At 51.6% G+C, this 16,711-nt stretch carries 18 protein-coding genes; 7 read left to right on the top strand and 11 right to left on the bottom strand.

What is annotated here, in order from left to right:
• Positions 1–86 precede the first annotated feature (86 nt).
• The 3 genes from torC to torD are packed head-to-tail and all read left to right on the top strand — an operon-like array spanning position 87 to position 4,401.
• Entirely contained in the window at positions 87–1,259 is a 1,173-nt protein-coding gene (torC, locus tag ACJHYD_RS11770) for a pentaheme c-type cytochrome TorC (RefSeq protein ID WP_001550935.1), read from the top strand.
• Positions 1,259–3,805: a trimethylamine-N-oxide reductase TorA gene (torA, locus tag ACJHYD_RS11765; RefSeq protein ID WP_001550936.1), complete on the top strand. Its 2,547-nt coding sequence runs from the start codon at positions 1,259–1,261 to the stop codon at positions 3,803–3,805. Before torC ends, torA begins: the two co-directional genes overlap by 1 nt.
• Positions 3,802–4,401, top strand: coding sequence for a molecular chaperone TorD (gene torD, locus ACJHYD_RS11760; protein WP_001544437.1), 600 nt, complete (start codon positions 3,802–3,804; stop codon positions 4,399–4,401). The genes torA and torD overlap by 4 nt, the downstream gene beginning before the upstream one ends.
• A 151-nt stretch (positions 4,402–4,552) precedes the next feature.
• Here the strand turns inward: torD and cbpM are convergent, their stop codons facing one another.
• Both cbpM and cbpA read right to left on the bottom strand, forming a co-directional pair.
• The gene (gene cbpM / locus ACJHYD_RS11755) at positions 4,553–4,858 is read right to left on the bottom strand and encodes a chaperone modulator CbpM (RefSeq protein WP_000024560.1); all 306 of its coding nucleotides are present in this window, start codon (positions 4,856–4,858) and stop codon (positions 4,553–4,555) included.
• On the bottom strand, positions 4,858–5,778 hold the full coding sequence (cbpA, locus tag ACJHYD_RS11750) for a curved DNA-binding protein (protein ID WP_000420641.1): 921 nt from the start codon (positions 5,776–5,778) through the stop codon (positions 4,858–4,860). The genes cbpM and cbpA overlap by 1 nt, the downstream gene beginning before the upstream one ends.
• A 259-nt stretch (positions 5,779–6,037) precedes the next feature.
• Between cbpA and ACJHYD_RS11745 the strand changes: the two genes are divergently transcribed.
• Together ACJHYD_RS11745 and agp are read left to right on the top strand one after the other, a co-directional pair.
• On the top strand, positions 6,038–7,294 hold the full coding sequence (locus ACJHYD_RS11745) for a YccE family protein (protein ID WP_001550937.1): 1,257 nt from the start codon (positions 6,038–6,040) through the stop codon (positions 7,292–7,294).
• Between the two features lie 291 nt (positions 7,295–7,585).
• The gene (gene agp / locus ACJHYD_RS11740) at positions 7,586–8,827 is read left to right on the top strand and encodes a bifunctional glucose-1-phosphatase/inositol phosphatase (protein WP_001044307.1); all 1,242 of its coding nucleotides are present in this window, start codon (positions 7,586–7,588) and stop codon (positions 8,825–8,827) included.
• Between the two features lie 37 nt (positions 8,828–8,864).
• On the opposite strand, the gene ACJHYD_RS11735 is transcribed toward agp, so the two are convergent.
• Positions 8,865–9,092 (bottom strand): YccJ family protein, encoded by a 228-nt coding sequence (locus ACJHYD_RS11735; RefSeq protein ID WP_001143120.1) that lies wholly within the window; start codon positions 9,090–9,092, stop codon positions 8,865–8,867.
• A 20-nt stretch (positions 9,093–9,112) separates the two neighbouring features.
• Positions 9,113–9,709: an NAD(P)H:quinone oxidoreductase gene (wrbA, locus tag ACJHYD_RS11730; protein ID WP_001151437.1), complete on the bottom strand. Its 597-nt coding sequence runs from the start codon at positions 9,707–9,709 to the stop codon at positions 9,113–9,115.
• A 372-nt stretch (positions 9,710–10,081) separates the two neighbouring features.
• Between wrbA and ACJHYD_RS11725 the strand changes: the two genes are divergently transcribed.
• Complete coding sequence (locus ACJHYD_RS11725; RefSeq protein ID WP_001273658.1) at positions 10,082–10,255, top strand: general stress protein; 174 nt, start codon at positions 10,082–10,084, stop codon at positions 10,253–10,255.
• 82 nt (positions 10,256–10,337) lie between these two features.
• Here ACJHYD_RS11725 and rutG read toward each other — a convergent pair whose 3' ends face one another.
• The 7 genes from rutG to rutA are packed head-to-tail and all read right to left on the bottom strand — an operon-like array spanning position 10,338 to position 15,781.
• The gene (gene rutG, locus ACJHYD_RS11720) at positions 10,338–11,666 is read right to left on the bottom strand and encodes a pyrimidine utilization transport protein G (protein ID WP_001365093.1); all 1,329 of its coding nucleotides are present in this window, start codon (positions 11,664–11,666) and stop codon (positions 10,338–10,340) included.
• A 20-nt stretch (positions 11,667–11,686) separates the two neighbouring features.
• On the bottom strand, positions 11,687–12,181 hold the full coding sequence (rutF, locus tag ACJHYD_RS11715; protein WP_069903812.1) for an NADH-dependent FMN reductase RutF: 495 nt from the start codon (positions 12,179–12,181) through the stop codon (positions 11,687–11,689).
• 10 nt (positions 12,182–12,191) lie between these two features.
• Positions 12,192–12,782: a malonic semialdehyde reductase gene (locus tag ACJHYD_RS11710; protein ID WP_001550938.1), complete on the bottom strand. Its 591-nt coding sequence runs from the start codon at positions 12,780–12,782 to the stop codon at positions 12,192–12,194.
• A gap of 9 nt (positions 12,783–12,791) precedes the next feature.
• Entirely contained in the window at positions 12,792–13,592 is an 801-nt protein-coding gene (gene rutD / locus ACJHYD_RS11705) for a pyrimidine utilization protein D (protein ID WP_001550939.1), read from the bottom strand.
• A 7-nt stretch (positions 13,593–13,599) separates the two neighbouring features.
• On the bottom strand, positions 13,600–13,986 hold the full coding sequence (gene rutC, locus ACJHYD_RS11700; RefSeq protein ID WP_001126780.1) for a 3-aminoacrylate deaminase: 387 nt from the start codon (positions 13,984–13,986) through the stop codon (positions 13,600–13,602).
• 11 nt (positions 13,987–13,997) lie between these two features.
• Positions 13,998–14,690, bottom strand: a complete 693-nt coding sequence (gene rutB / locus ACJHYD_RS11695; protein WP_001446784.1) for a peroxyureidoacrylate/ureidoacrylate amidohydrolase RutB — start codon at positions 14,688–14,690, stop codon at positions 13,998–14,000.
• Positions 14,690–15,781, bottom strand: a complete 1,092-nt coding sequence (rutA, locus tag ACJHYD_RS11690) for a pyrimidine utilization protein A (protein ID WP_001313729.1) — start codon at positions 15,779–15,781, stop codon at positions 14,690–14,692. Before rutA ends, rutB begins: the two co-directional genes overlap by 1 nt.
• A 287-nt stretch (positions 15,782–16,068) precedes the next feature.
• Between rutA and rutR the strand changes: the two genes are divergently transcribed.
• Positions 16,069–16,707, top strand: a complete 639-nt coding sequence (rutR, locus tag ACJHYD_RS11685; RefSeq protein WP_000191701.1) for an HTH-type transcriptional regulator RutR — start codon at positions 16,069–16,071, stop codon at positions 16,705–16,707.
• Positions 16,708–16,711: the final 4 nt, after the last annotated feature.

The following is a 16,711-nucleotide window of genomic DNA, read 5'->3' as shown; positions in this document are numbered from 1 at the left end:
CGTAAGCCGTTCATCCTGACCAGTGCCGCTGTTCATATTTACTCATTAAGATCGCTTCACTAAACCATAATTTTACAGGGGCTATTATGCGGAAACTCTGGAACGCGCTACGCCGACCCAGTGCTCGTTGGTCGGTACTGGCGCTGGTCGCTATTGGGATTGTGATTGGCATTGCGCTGATTGTATTGCCACACGTTGGGATCAAAGTCACCAGCACAACCGAATTTTGTGTCAGTTGCCACAGTATGCAACCGGTGTATGAAGAATATAAACAGTCGGTGCATTTCCAGAATGCCTCCGGCGTGCGAGCTGAATGCCATGACTGTCATATCCCGCCGGATATTCCAGGCATGGTGAAGCGCAAACTGGAAGCGAGCAACGATATCTACCAGACCTTTATTGCCCACTCCATTGATACACCTGAAAAATTCGAAGCCAAACGCGCGGAACTTGCCGAGCGTGAATGGGCGCGAATGAAAGAAAACAACTCGGCAACCTGCCGCTCCTGCCATAACTACGACGCGATGGATCATGCCAAGCAGCATCCTGAAGCGGCACGTCAGATGAAGGTGGCAGCGAAAGATAATCAATCCTGCATCGACTGTCATAAAGGTATTGCCCACCAGTTGCCGGATATGAGTAGTGGCTTCCGTAAGCAGTTCGATGAGCTGCGCGCCAGTGCTAATGACAGTGGTGACACGCTGTACTCCATTGATATTAAGCCGATTTATGCGGGGAAAGGCGATAAAGAAGCCTCTGGTTCTCTGCTGCCTGCTTCGGAAGTGAAAGTCCTTAAACGTGACGGCGACTGGCTGCAAATTGAAATTACCGGCTGGACGGAAAGCGCCGGACGTCAGCGTGTTCTCACCCAGTTCCCAGGTAAACGCATCTTTGTTGCCTCGATTCGTGGTGATGTGCAGCAGCAGGTGAAAACGCTGGAGAAAACTACCGTTGCCGACACCAATACTGAGTGGAGCAAATTGCAGGCCACTGCGTGGATGAAGAAAGGCGACATGGTAAACGATATCAAACCGATCTGGGCTTATGCGGATTCGTTGTACAACGGCACCTGTAACCAGTGCCACGGCGCACCGGAAATCTCTCACTTTGACGCTAACGGTTGGATCGGCACGCTCAACGGCATGATTGGCTTTACCAGCCTCGATAAACGTGAAGAACGCACCTTGTTGAAATATCTGCAAATGAATGCGTCTGACACCGCAGGTAAGGCTCACGGCGATAAGAAGGAAGAAAAATAATGAACAATAACGATCTCTTTCAGGCATCACGTCGGCGTTTTCTGGCACAACTCGGCGGCTTAACCGTCGCCGGGATGCTGGGGCCGTCATTGTTAACGCCGCGCCGTGCGTCTGCGGCGCAAGCGGCGACTGAGGCTGTCACCTCGAAAGAGGGCATTCTTACCGGGTCGCACTGGGGGGCTATCCGCGCGACGGTGAAGGAGGGTCGCTTTGTGGCGGCAAAACCGTTCGAACTGGATAAATATTCGTCGAAAATGATCGCCGGATTGCCGGATCACGTACACAACGCGGCGCGTATTCGTTATCCGATGGTACGCGTGGACTGGCTACGTAAGCGCCATCTGAGCGACACCTCCCAGCGCGGTGATAACCGTTTTGTGCGCGTGAGCTGGGATGAAGCCCTCGACATGTTCTATGAAGAGCTGGAACGTGTGCAGAAAACGCACGGGCCGAGTGCCTTGCTGACCGCCAGTGGTTGGCAGTCGACGGGGATGTTCCATAACGCTTCGGGGATGCTGGCGAAAGCGATTGCCTTGCATGGTAATAGCGTTGGTACGGGCGGAGATTACTCTACCGGTGCTGCGCAGGTGATCCTGCCGCGCGTAGTCGGTTCGATGGAAGTGTATGAACAGCAAACCTCCTGGCCGCTGGTATTACAGAACAGCAAAACCATTGTGCTGTGGGGCTCCGATTTGCTGAAAAACCAGCAAGCGAACTGGTGGTGCCCGGATCACGATGTTTATGAATATTACGAGCAGCTAAAAGCGAAAGTCGCCGCCGGTGAAATTGAGGTCATCAGCATCGATCCGGTTGTCACATCCACCCATGAGTATCTGGGGCGCGAGCATGTGAAGCACATTGCGGTTAACCCGCAAACTGACGTGCCGCTGCAACTGGCGCTGGCGCATACGCTGTACAGTGAAAACCTGTACGACAAAAACTTCCTCGCTAACTACTGTGTAGGTTTTGAGCAGTTCCTGCCGTATCTGCTGGGTGAGAAAGACGGTCAGCCGAAAGATGCCGCATGGGCTGAAAAACTGACCGGCATTGATGCCGAAACCATTCGTGGGCTGGCGCGGCAGATGGCGGCGAACAGAACGCAAATTATTGCTGGCTGGTGCGTGCAGCGTATGCAGCACGGTGAACAGTGGGCGTGGATGATTGTCGTTCTGGCGGCGATGCTGGGGCAAATTGGCCTGCCAGGTGGTGGCTTTGGTTTTGGCTGGCACTATAACGGCGCAGGCACGCCGGGGCGTAAAGGCGTTATTCTGAGTGGTTTCTCCGGCTCTACGTCGATTCCGTCTGTTCACGACAACAGTGACTACAAAGGTTACAGCAGCACCATTCCGATTGCCCGTTTTATCGATGCGATCCTCGAACCGGGGAAAGTGATCAACTGGAACGGTAAATCGGTAAAACTGCCGCCGCTGAAAATGTGTATTTTTGCCGGAACTAACCCGTTCCATCGCCATCAGCAGATCAACCGCATTATTGAAGGCTGGCGTAAGCTGGAAACGGTTATCGCCATAGATAACCAGTGGACCTCAACCTGCCGCTTTGCCGATATCGTACTGCCTGCGACCACGCAGTTTGAGCGTAACGATCTCGACCAGTACGGCAACCACTCCAACCGTGGCATTATCGCCATGAAACAGGTCGTGCCGCCGCAGTTCGAGGCGCGCAACGACTTCGATATTTTCCGCGAGCTGTGCCGTCGCTTTAATCGCGAAGAAGCCTTTACCGAAGGGCTGGACGAAATGGGCTGGCTGAAACGCATCTGGCAGGAAGGTGTACAACAGGGCAAAGGACGCGGCGTTCATCTGCCAGCGTTTGATGACTTCTGGAATAACAAAGAGTATGTCGAGTTTGACCATCCGCAGATGTTTGTTCGTCACCAGGCATTCCGCGAAGATCCGGATCTCGAACCGCTGGGTACGCCGAGTGGCCTGATTGAGATCTACTCGAAAACCATCGCCGATATGAACTACGACGATTGTCAGGGGCATCCGATGTGGTTTGAGAAAATCGAACGCTCCCACGGCGGGCCCGGCTCGCAGAAGTATCCGTTGCATCTGCAATCTGTGCATCCGGATTTCCGACTTCACTCGCAGTTATGTGAGTCGGAAACGCTGCGTCAGCAATATACGGTAGCGGGCAAAGAGCCAGTGTTCATTAACCCGCAGGATGCCAGCGCGCGTGGTATTCGTAACGGTGATGTGGTACGCGTCTTTAACGCTCGTGGCCAGGTGTTGGCTGGAGCAGTGGTTTCTGACCGCTATGCACCCGGCGTGGCGCGAATTCATGAAGGGGCATGGTACGATCCAGATAAAGGCGGCGAGCCTGGTGCGCTGTGCAAATACGGTAACCCCAACGTGCTGACCATCGACATCGGTACATCGCAGCTGGCGCAGGCGACCAGTGCGCACACTACGCTGGTGGAAATTGAGAAGTACAACGGAACAGTGGAGCAAGTGACGGCGTTTAACGGCCCCGTGGAGATGGTGGCGCAGTGCGAATATGTTCCCGCGTCGCAGGTGAAATCATGACCACGCTGACAGCACAACAGATTGCCTGTGTTTACGCCTGGCTGGCGCAGTTGTTCTCCCGTGAACTGGACGATGAACAACTGACGCAAATCGCCAGTGCGCAGATGGCTGAATGGTTTTCGTTGCTGAAAAGTGAACCGCCGCTCACTGCGGCGGTGAATGAGCTGGAAAACCGTATTGCCACGCTGACAGTACGTGACGATGCCCGTCTGGAACTGGCCGCTGACTTTTGCGGTCTGTTTCTGATGACCGACAAACAAGCGGCGCTGCCTTATGCATCGGCCTACAAACAGGACGAGCAAGAGATTAAACGCTTGTTAGTTGAGGCAGGGATGGAAACCAGCGGCAATTTCAACGAACCGGCAGATCATCTGGCGATCTATCTCGAGTTGTTGAGTCATCTGCATTTTTCGCTGGGAGAGGGGACCGTTCCTGCGCGAAGAATCGACAATTTGCGGCAAAAAACACTGACGGCGCTGCGACAATGGTTACCAGAGTTTGCTGCGCGTTGCCATCAGTACGACAGTTTCGGTTTTTACGCGGCACTAAGCCAGTTATTGCTGGTGTTAGTGGAATGCGACCACCAAAACAGATAACATCGTTTGTTGGCCTGATAAGACGCGTTTAGCGTCGCATCAGGCATTATGGCGCAGTTGCCGGATGCGGCATGAACGTCTTATCCGGCCCACAGGAACTGTAATCGTTGTAGACCGGCTAAGATGCGTCATCGCATCCGGCAAACACACATCACGGATGAGCTACAAACCGGGAAAGCCGCTGGCGCAGCAGGCGGTTTTCCTGCTTCAGGTGCGCAATATCATCCATTAACGTCAGCGCCACCGCGATCCCCGGCCAGTCCAGAGCGAGTTCATGACGCAGGCGTACCGCGCGTTGCACCACAATGGCGGCATGGTCGTCAAATACCCAGGTTGTTTCCTGGATCTCACGCGGTTCAACCACCCCCAAACCGACAATTTCATTTAGCTCCTCTTCAGAGATGCCGGTATGCAGGCAAAATTCGGTAATAGTAAAAGTCACCGTAACATTAGCCATTATGCTTTCCCCCAATCTTTACGTGGATCAAAAGACGACTGGGCGTCTGCCAGTTGCTGCCATAGCGCGGCAGTGTTTTCATCCGGTTTCGGCGGCATCACGATTTTCAGTACCGCATACAGATCGCCGGTCTGTTTTTTGCTCACCAGACCTTTGCCTTTAACGCGCAATCGTTGCCCTGCCTGGCTGCCAGGCGGGATAGTCAGCAAAATGCTTTCTTTCAGTGTTGGAACGGTGACTTTAGCACCCAGCGCCGCTTCCCACGGGCTAACCGGCACCACAATTTCCAGATCCTGGCCGACAATATCAAACAGCGGATGTGGCGCAATATGAATCACCAGCCACAAATCGCCATTCGGGCCGCCATTTTCGCCAGGCGTCCCCTGGCCTTTCAGGCGGATGCGTTGACCATTGCCGACGCCCGCCGGGATCTTCACATTCAGCGTTTTCGGGATTTCCTGTTCGATCATGCCAAAGGCGTTATAAACCGGCAGGTTATAGCTGATGGTACGCTTATGCTCAGTAAGCGTTTCTTCGAGGAATACCGCCACTTCGATTTCAATATCGTGGCCGCGTGTGGCGGGGCGTTGACGGCTCTGGCGGGCATGCTGACCGAAAATTGACGAGAAGATATCGTCAAAATCTTCGGCGTTAAAACTCTGACCGTCGCCATGCTGGAACTGACGGCTAAATTGCGGATCGTTGCGATGTTGCCACATCTGATCATACTCAGCGCGACGTTGTTCATCACTTAACACTTCCCAGGCTTCAGCGACCTCTTTGAAGCGGGCTTCGGCATCCGGTTCTTTGCTGACATCAGGATGGTATTTGCGGGCCAGTCGACGATAGGCGGTCTTGATTGTCTTGAGATCGTCCGTCGGTTTCACGCCCATGATGGCGTAATAATCCTTTAATTCCATAGCGTTATCTCGCGTAAATCAACTCAAATTGAAGGAACCCCTGTAAGGTAACTCCTATAAGTGTAGGGTAATCCTCAAAATTTCATATGCCAACACAGAATATGTTATTGAAATCATCGCGGAGAGGAGGTCGCCTCAAGGTGGGGTGTTGAACATATTTTAAACAGGTGAAAAAGGGTGAGCGATTTTTGATAGTTGAAACAGGCACTTTAAGTTTAACTGGGGCGTCATTATTTATTAAATTTTATAGGCGCTATATATGAGTAGTAATATACATGGAATTAGTTGCACTGCAAATAATTATTTGAAAGAAGCATGGAGCAATATAAAAAATGAGCACGAAAAAAATCAAACATATTCAATCACGCTTTTTGAAAACACACTGGTGTGTTTTATGCGGTTGTATAAAGAAATCAGACGTCAAAAAGCTGAAGACTACATTCCATGCCTGGAATGCGAATCACTAGAAAAAGAATTTGAGGAAATGCAGAATGATAATGATCTATCATTATTTATGAGAACATTGCGTACTAATGATACAAAAATTTATTCAGGGGTTTCAGGAGGTATGACATATACTATACAATATGTTCAAGATATTGATGTTGTTAGAGTGTCCTTGCCGGGCAGAGCTTCAGAGTCTATCACAGATTTTAAAGGTTATTATTGGTATGGCTTTATGGAATATATTGAAAACATTAATGCGTGTGATGATGTTTTTTCTGAGTATTGTTTAGAAGATGAAAATATAAGTGTCCAGCCAGAACGGTTAAATACGCCGGGAATATTTAATTTAGATGCTGGTATTGATTTGTCTGGTATATCTTTTATTCAGAGTGAAATTAATAAAACTTATGAATTAAAATACGCTCCAGTAGATGGCGATGGATATTGTCTGTTAAGAGCCATACTGGTTTTAAAACAACATGATTATTCATGGGCGCTGGGCAGTCATAAGACGCAAAAGGAAGTATACGAAGAGTTTATTAAAATTGTTGATAAACCAACAATCGAGGCTCTTGTTGATGCTGCATTTTGTGATCTCAGGGAAGATGTTAAGACATTATTTGGCGTTGATCTGCAATCTGACAACAAAATTCAGGGTGTGGGTAGTCTTATGTCATGGAGCTTTCTGTTTTTTAAAAAAGAATTCATTGATAGTTGCTTGAATAACGAAAAATGTATCCTGCATTTACCCGAGTTTATATTTAATGATAACAAGAATTTGCTTGCTTTAGATACCGACACGTCGGATAGGATTAAAGCGGTGAAGAATTTTCTTGCTGTTCTTTCAGATAGCATTTGCTCATTATTTATTGTTAATAGTAATGTGGCATCAATCTCCTTGGGAAATGAATCCTTTTCAACAGATGAAGATCTTGAATATGGTTATTTAATAAATACCGGCAATCATTATGACGTTTACCTCCCTCCTGAACTTTTTGCTCAGGCTTACAAGTTAAACAATAAGGAAATGAATGCGCAACTTGACTATTTAAATCGTTATGCAATTTAATGGCAAAGGCATATGCTAAAACCATTGTTATTAGTCTCACACTTTTTTATTGGTAAATATTGTCTCTGTATTGGAAACGCCGCAGATATTCTGTTTAGCCACAGGTGCAATTATCAGCGGCGTACGCGAGGCAGGGGCTAATCAGGCATAGTTTGCGTCAAACCTTGCCTGTTTTTGAAGATGTATATAGAAAAACAGGTTTTCAACAAGCCATTTTGCGAACCTGTTCCCGGAAAAAAGTCATATTTCTGTCACACTCTTTAGTGATTGATAACAAAAGAGGTGCCAGGAATGAACAAAACGCTAATCGCCGCAACTGTGGCAGGGATAGTTTTACTCGCTTCAAATGCTCAGGCACAAACCGTACCGGAAGGCTATCAGCTACAGCAAGTGCTCATGATGAGCCGCCATAACTTACGTGCGCCGCTGGCGAACAATGGCAGTGTGCTGGAGCAGTCGACGCCGAATAAATGGCCAGAATGGGACGTCCCCGGTGGGCAACTCACCACCAAAGGTGGCGTGCTCGAAGTGTATATGGGCCATTACATGCGTGAATGGCTGGCAGAGCAGGGGATGGTAAAATCGGGGGAATGCCCGCCGCCGGACACCGTATATGCCTATGCCAATAGTCTGCAACGTACCGTTGCGACTGCACAGTTCTTTATTACCGGCGCATTCCCCGGGTGTGATATTCCTGTTCATCATCAGGAAAAAATGGGCACTATGGACCCAACCTTTAACCCAGTGATCACCGATGATTCCGCCGCATTCAGTGAACAGGCGGTGGCGGCAATGGAGAAAGAGCTCAGCAAACTCCAGCTTACCGACAGCTACCAGCTACTGGAAAAAATCGTTAACTATAAAGATTCCCCTGCCTGTAAAGAGAAACAACAATGTTCGCTGGTGGATGGCAAAAATACCTTTAGCGCGAAGTATCAACAAGAACCAGGTGTTTCCGGGCCGCTGAAAGTCGGCAACTCGCTGGTAGATGCGTTTACTTTGCAATACTACGAAGGTTTTCCGATGGATCAGGTGGCCTGGGGAGAAATCAAATCTGACCAGCAGTGGAAGGTGTTGTCGAAGCTTAAAAACGGTTACCAGGACAGCCTGTTTACCTCACCGGAAGTGGCGCGCAATGTTGCGAAACCGCTGGTCAGTTATATCGACAAAGCCCTGGTCACCGATCGCACCAGTGCACCGAAAATCACGGTGTTAGTTGGGCACGACTCCAACATTGCCTCTCTGTTAACGGCGCTGGATTTCAAACCGTATCAGTTGCATGACCAGAACGAACGCACGCCGATTGGCGGCAAAATCGTTTTCCAGCGTTGGCATGACAGCAAAGCCAATCGCGACCTGATGAAAATCGAGTATGTGTACCAGAGTGCAGAACAGTTACGTAATGCTGACGCGTTAACCCTTCAGGCACCTGCGCAGCGCGTGACGCTGGAATTAAGCGGTTGTCCGATAGATGCCAACGGTTTCTGCCCAATGGATAAGTTTGATAGCGTGTTGAATGAAGCGGTGAAATAACAGAAAACTCCCCCGCGAGAAGCGGGGGAGTCGCGTATTAAACGTTTTTACGTTCGATGGTCTGTTCGCCCCAAAAAAGCGAATCTTTATCGGTCTTAGCAAAGGCTTTGACTAACACTTCATCGCTACCTTCTTCCCAAATCTTTTCCGCCATTTTTTCGTCGTACCCGGCGACTTCGAAAATGGCCTCGGCTATTTCCGGCGACGTATTGCGCAGAGATGCCCATTCACCGACGTGATGAGCTTTCGCTTCTTGAGTTGGCATGCGTATCCTCCTGTTGAAGATTAGCCGTTAAGTTTAACTGCCAGACCTGCGACATATTCCCCTTGATAACGAGCAATAGACAGTTCTTCCTGGCTTGGCTGGCGTGAACCGTCACCGCCTGCGATGGTGGTTGCGCCGTACGGCGTACCGCCGCGAACCTGTGAAACGTCAAATAATTCCTGCGCTGCGTAGCCAATGGGGACAATCACCATGCCGTGATGCGCAAGGGTCGTCCAGGTGGATGTGATGGTTTGTTCCTGACCGCCGCCAGTACCGGTGGAACTAAAGACGCTCGCCAGTTTTCCGTATAGTGCGCCGGAAGCCCACAGGCCGCCCGTCTGGTCGAGGAAGGTACGCATTTGACCGGACATGTTGCCAAAGCGGGTAGGTGTACCAAAAATAATGGCGTCGTAATCGGCCAGTTCTTGCGGGGTTGCAACCGGTGCAGTTTGCGTTTTACCGCCTGCTTTTTCAAATAATTGCGGCGGCATGGTTTCCGGTACACGCTTAACGACAACTTCTGCGCCATCCACTTTGCTTGCACCCTCAGCGACTGCGCGTGCCATCGTTTCGATATGTCCGTACATGGAATAATAAAGCACCAGAACTTTAGCCATTTCTAACCACTCCTCGTGTTATCTCTATTCCGTAGCGATTCGCTACCACTCTTTTAAAGATAAGACGTCCTTTTCAGAGTGCAAATTTCACAACCACTTATTTGATTTATAACAACTTTCACAAGCGCGTAATTTTGTCGCAAAATGACACATTTTTATCTCATCGCGTTTTTTTAATCATAAGAGCGGCTTATGGATAATTATTGGAGATGATATCTATTCTCGCTAAGAAGCTGTTGCAGGATATTACTAAATGCGGGCCTGACCGTGTCAGTTCACTAAGCTTAGTCCCACGTAGCGAAAATATGGCAGCCGCCATACGCCGCGTTAATTCTATGCAATATGATGTCTATACCCAGACGGAGGTCAGTAATGGCAAACCATCGAGGCGGTTCCGGCAATTTTGCAGAAGACCGCGAAAGAGCATCAGAAGCAGGTAAAAAAGGTGGACAGCACAGCGGGGGTAATTTCAAAAATGACCCGCAGCGCGCATCTGAAGCAGGTAAAAAAGGTGGCAAGAGCAGTCACGGCAAAAGCGACAACTAGCCGGGCTAATCAATGACGAATGTATTTTTGTCTGAAGCTCGTCAAAAAGTCATCACCGCCGGTTACCCCGGCGGTTTTCTGTTTATGGCTCCTGATGAACAACTTCTGGCGGTGGAACGTCAACCAACCTTCTGCTTAACAACGCATTGAGTAAAATCGCGCCAAAGGTTGCTGTACCGATCCCTCCCAACGTAAAACCGCCTAGCGTGAGAGCAAAATCACCCGCGCCCAGCACTAAGGTTACTGCGACCATAATCAAATTACCGTTCTGGCTTAAATCGACACGGTTTTGTACCCAGATCCTTGCGCCTGCGACGGCAATCAGCCCGAACACAACAATTGATGCACCACCAATCACCGGTGCTGGAATGGTATGAATCAGCGCGCCAAATTTCGGCGAAAAGCCCAACAGCATGGCGATGACGGCAGCAGCAACAAACACCAGCGTCGAGTAGACTTTTGTCACGGCCATCACACCGATATTTTCAGCATAGGTGGTCACGCCGCTACCGCCGACAGAGCCGGAAAGCATCGTCGCCAGCCCATCGCCCACGAATGCCCGCCCCATATATGGATCCATATTGCGTCCGGTCATCCCGGCGACCGCCTTGAGATGGCCTAAGTTTTCCGCCACCAGAATCACCGCCACGGGCGCAATCAGCATCATTGCCTGACCATTAAAAGCAGGAGTGGAAAAATGTGGCAAACCGAACCAGGCAGCATGGCTGACGAGAGTAAAATCGACGGCTTTTCCCAGCCCTAAAACGTTGGTCATCACGCCATACAGCAGACAGGCGACAATTAATCCTACGAGAATCAATAACCGCTGGATCATGCCACGGGTAAACACCGCTACCAGCCCAATACACAGCACCGTCATTACCGCCATCCAGCTATCAAAGGCCGAAGCCGATACACTTTTCACTGCGATAGGCGCTAAGTTCAGGCCAATCGCCATCACTACCGCACCCGTCACCACCGGCGGCATCAGCCGTTCAATCCAGCGCGTACCGATTTTCATCACCACCAGGCCAATGACGGTATAAACCAGCCCACAGGCGATAATCCCGCCCAGCGCGATGCTGATATTCGGGTTAATGCCCTGACCGTTAAAGCCCGTCGCGGCAATCACCACGCCGACAAAAGCCGCGCTGGAACCGAGATAACTGGGGACGCGCCCGCCGGTAATAAAGAAAAACAGTAACGTGCCGATCCCCGACATCAAAATGGAAAGATTGGGATCCAGCCCCATCAGAATCGGCATTAACACCGTCGCGCCAAACATCGCCACCGCGTGTTGAACGCCCATTACTGCCGTCTGAGCAAACGGCAATCGTTCATCCGGCGCGACCACGCCGCTCTCTGTAGAGGTCGATTTTAACTGCCAGTGAGGAAAACCGAACATTGCCATCAGCTGTCTCCTTAAGGAGGTTAACAAGCAGGGCGCATCAACGCGTGATAACTGCGATCGAACCACACCAGCCCGCAGGGGGTGGCGTGACGATGAATCGCTTCTATGGCACAAAACAGAATGTCGTGGGTGCCGACGCTCACCACCTGGCTGATACGGCAGTCAAACGAAACCAGTGCCTCTTCCAGTTGCGGGCATCCGGTCACACCAGTCTGCCAGCGGGCGGCGGCAAAGCGGTGTTCCATGGGCGTTTTGCCGCCAAAAAGGTTTGAAAGCGGCTCCTGCCCGGCGCTAAGTGTATTTACACACAGCGTTCGATTTTCATTGAATACCGGCCAGACGGACGCCCCACGATTCAGGCACACCAGTAATGTGGGCGGCGTATCGGTCACGCTGCAGACGGCGCTGGCGGTGAACCCGGCGCGCCCGGCTGGACCGTCCGTGGTGATAATATTGACCGCCGCGCCCATGCAGGACATCGCATCGCGAAAAGTTTGTTGATCGACAATGTTCATAGTTTGCTCCTTACAACAGCCCGCAGGCTTCTTCAAAGGACAGACGTGGCAGGCGCGCATAAAGCTTGCTGCTATCGCCATAGCCGATATTAATCAGCAGATTGCTCTTCAGCGTGCTGCCCGTAAAAAAGGCGTCGTCCACGTGTTGACGGTCAAAGCCGGACATCGGGCCGGTATCCAGCCCCAGCGCCCGGCAGGCGACGATCAGATAGGCCGCCTGTATGGAACTGTTGCGAAACGCTGTTTCTTCGGCAAGTTGTGGGCTGGAGGTAAACCAACTGCGGGCATCGCCGTGAGGAAACAGCTGTGGTAACCGTTCATAAAATTCACTGTCCCAGGCGACGATCGCGGTGACGGGCGCGGTCAGGGTTTTTTGCAGATTGCCGCTGGAAAGCGCCGGGCGCAGACGTTCTTTTCCTTCTGCAGTGCGGATAAACACGATCCGTGCCGGAGAACAGTTAGCTGATGTCGGCCCCCATTTCATCAGGGCATAAAGCTCCCGTAACGTCTCATCGCTGACGGGTGTCTCCCGCCAGCCGTTGTGAGTGCGGGCATCGGTGAACAGGGTGCTAAGCGCACCTGGGCTAATGGCTTCGTTCATAGCAATTCCTTACAGGGCGGCTTCACGGTGATGTAACAGGCTGGCAAGCCCGTTGAGTAACAGAGCATTAAACGTTTCGGGATCGGTCACGTTGCAGGCGTGTCCGCCATAGCGCATCACCATTTTCTGGCTATCGGGCAGGGCGGCATGAAGTTCACTGGAACATGCTGTTGGCACCAGCAGATCATCACTGGCGCAGATGATTTGCACCGGGCAGCGGATGCGATCCGCATGGTGACTAAAGTCAGCGCGTTTGAGGGCGTTAAGTCGACGCAGTAAATTATTTTTGCCCTGAAAATGCGCCAGTGCCAGCGCGTCTTCAGCTTCCAGGCGAGGTGCGCGGGCCGCCATCCAGTCGGCGGGATAGAGGAACAATGGCTGAGCTTCCACCCATGCCTGCGCGCCGCCGCTATGTAGTAACTGCTCGCGAACCTGAAAACAGCGGCGCGTATGGGCGTTTATTCGTAGCCAGCCGTTAACGCTGACCAGCACAGTTAACGACGCGGGATAATCCAGCGCCAGCTGCATTCCCACCAGTGCACCGAGCGCATGGCCGACCACCGCGTAACGCTCAATCCCTGCGGCTACCAGCGCCTGATGCAGTTCCGCTGCCATCTGGGCGATACTGTAATCTTCTTCCAGCGTGTCGGGATTATTGCCGGTGCCGCGCTGGTCGTAACAGATTACCTGATACTCCTGCTCCAGTACCGCCAGTTGCGGTAACCAGTAACTGCCGCTACCGCCAAGACCCGAAATCAACACCACTACGGGCGCATCAGCATAAGGGGGAGGTGAGAGTGAAAGTTTCATCGCGGCCTCACTTGGCGATATGCGCAATTGTGGCGATTTCCACCAGCGCGTCAGGTTTTACCAGTCCGCACTGAATGCAGAATCGCGCCGGTTTGTCACCCGGGAAAAACTCGGCGTAGATTTCGTTAATCGCGGCGTAATTTTTCCAGTCGGTAATAAAGATGCTGTTGAAGGTCACATCCGCCATCGTGCCACCCGCCGTCTCGATCACCTTGCGGATGGTTTCCAGAACGTGGCGGGTTTGCGCCTTTGGGTCATCGGCAAACAGCACGTTATTATGTTGATCAAAAGCCAGCGTACCGGAGACATACACCACGCCATCAGCCAGCGTGCCGGGAACGAAGGGAGCCAGCGGTGCGCTGCTGCCAGCGGGAATAATTACGGATTTTGGCATCGTTAAACTCCTTAAGCGATACGAGCAAAGGACGTGGGAGAAAGCGCGTCGCAGAACGTTTCGACGTCGCTGACCCAGCCAAAAAAGGTTTCGATATTGAACAACGCGGCCTTCTGTGCAAATTCCGGCCCCGCCTGGTGTGTTGCGTCTTCCAGCACCACGCCGAAATACTCCAGAAAAAAGCCGTCGCGTAGCGTCGATTCGACGCAGACGTTGGTAGCGATACCGGTGAAAACCAGATGGCGTATTCCGCGGCTGCGCAAAATGCTGTCCAGCGGCGTATTGAAGAAACCGCTGTAGCGCGGCTTAGGCAGCACAATATCGCCAGGCTGCGGCACCAGTTCATCCACCAGTTGATAATCCCAGGAGCCTTTCGCCAGCAATTTCCCCTGTAGCTGCGGCTGCTTACGCATGGTTTTCAGGGCGTTCGATTTATGAAAATTTGGTGAGCCGGGGCCGCCAGCCTCGACATACTGTTCATCCCAGCCATTTTGAAACCAGATAATCAACATCCCTGCCGCTCGCGCTGCGGTCACGGCGGTTTGAATGTTGGCAATGACCGGGCGAGTGGTTGAGACATCAAACCCGGCGAGATCTAAGTAGCCGCCTGGCGTGGCATAAGCGTTTTGCATATCCACCACAATCAGCGCACTTTGCTGCGGATCGAAGGTAATGGCTTCCGGTCGAGCGGTTAAGATTGTCATCATGCCACCTCCTGAGTCAGCGCAGGGAGATGGGCGCGGCACTGCATCAGTGGTTGAATGCGCTCGCCGAAGGTTTCGATTCCCGACAGAAAATCATCGAAGGTCAATAGCACGCCTTCGGCACCAGGCACGCTTGCGACTTCATCTAACATGCGCGCGACACTGGCGTAAGAACCGACTAACGTCCCCATATTGATGTTTACCGCCGAAGTGGGATCGGCCATCTGACGGACGTTGGTGTCAGTACCGGAGCGGGTATCTTTCTGACTTTGTTCGGTTAGCCAGCTTAACGCCTCTTCATCCGCGCCCGCTTTGTAGTGTTCCCATTTGGCGCGAGCGGCATCGTCGGTTTCATCGGCAATCACCATAAACAACACATAAGAGCCAACGTCGCGTCCGGTTTGCTCTGCGGCCTGTTTCATCCGCGCAGCGGTCGGGGCGAAAGCCGTGGGTGTATTTACGCCTTTGCCGAAACAGAAGTTAAAATCGGCATACCGGGCGGAGAACGCCATGCCAGCGTCGCTTTGCCCGGCGCAGATCACTTTCATGGGGACACTCGGTTGCGGACTGACGCGACAATCATCCATAGTGAAAAAATCGCCTTTAAAATCGCTTTTCCCCGAGCCCCACAGGTCGCGCAGCACCTGAACATATTCGGTGAGATAGTCGTAACGACGGGAGAAATAGTCATCGCCAGGCCAGATACCCATCTGCTCATACTCGGGCTTTTGCCAGCCAGTCACGAGGTTGACGCCAAAACGCCCGCCAGAGATGGAGTCAATGGTTGCGGCCATACGGGCGACGATTGCCGGAGGTAACGTTAAGGTGGCAGCTGTCGCGTATATCTGAATGCGCGAGGTCACGGCTGCCAGCCCCGCCATCAAGGTGAACGACTCAAGGTTGTGATCCCAGAACTCAGTTTTGCCGCCAAAGCCACGCAGTTTGATCATCGACAGGGCGAAATCGAAATGGTAGTGCTCCGCTTTTTGCACAATGGCTTTATTCAGTTCAAAGGTCGGCATGTACTGCGGCGCGTGGGTCGAAATGAGCCAGCCGTTGTTGCCAATAGGTACGAATACGCCAATTTTCATCATCAACCTCTCTTCGTCTCGTAAAGTGAAAGTCAGACGGGGCGCTGCATCCTGCATATCCTTTTCAGCCGCGTAATGGTTTGTTTGCAAAGCGGATGCCAGTTTTTAAAAAGTGAATGTTATTAATATGTTAATGTTAAGTTGTCTAAAATATCTGGAAAAAAGTGGACTAAACGGTCAAAACAGTTGCACATAAAACATGCATCCGTGCGCGATGAAAGTGCAGAAGGTCGAGGCCGGGCAGGGGTTTTGCTATCCTGTTGCCAATCTACAAGAGGGGAGAGCGCATGACGCAAGGCGCAGTGAAAACAACGGGTAAACGTTCGCGCGCAGTGAGCGCGAAGAAAAAAGCGATTCTTAGCGCAGCACTGGACACTTTTTCACAATTCGGTTTTCACGGCACAAGGCTGGAGCAGATCGCAGAGTTGGCGGGTGTTTCAAAAACCAATCTGCTGTATTACTTTCCGTCAAAAGAGGCGCTGTATATTGCCGTGCTGCGGCAGATTCTCGATATCTGGCTGGCACCGTTAAAAGCGTTTCGTGAAGATTTCGCCCCGCTGGCGGCGATCAAAGAGTACATCCGTCTGAAGCTGGAAGTCTCACGCGATTATCCGCAGGCTTCGCGCCTGTTCTGTATGGAGATGCTGGCAGGCGCGCCGCTGTTAATGGATGAACTGACGGGCGATTTGAAGGCATTAATTGATGAGAAATCGGCGCTGATTGCCGGTTGGGTAAAAAGCGGCAAACTCGCGCCGATTGACCCGCAGCATTTGATTTTTATGATTTGGGCTTCCACTCAACATTACGCCGATTTCGCCCCTCAGGTGGAGGCGGTGACAGGCGCGACGTTGCGCGATGAGGTATTTTTCAATCAAACGGTTGAAAACGTGCAGCGGATTATTATTGAGGGGATTCGACCACGTTAAAGAT

It is taken from the genome of Escherichia sp. WS1368 (assembly GCF_046487485.1).
Lineage (GTDB): Bacteria > Pseudomonadota > Gammaproteobacteria > Enterobacterales > Enterobacteriaceae > Escherichia > Escherichia coli.
The sequence above is the reverse complement of the archived record's forward strand: the minus strand, read 5'-3'. Positions and strand labels throughout refer to the sequence as shown.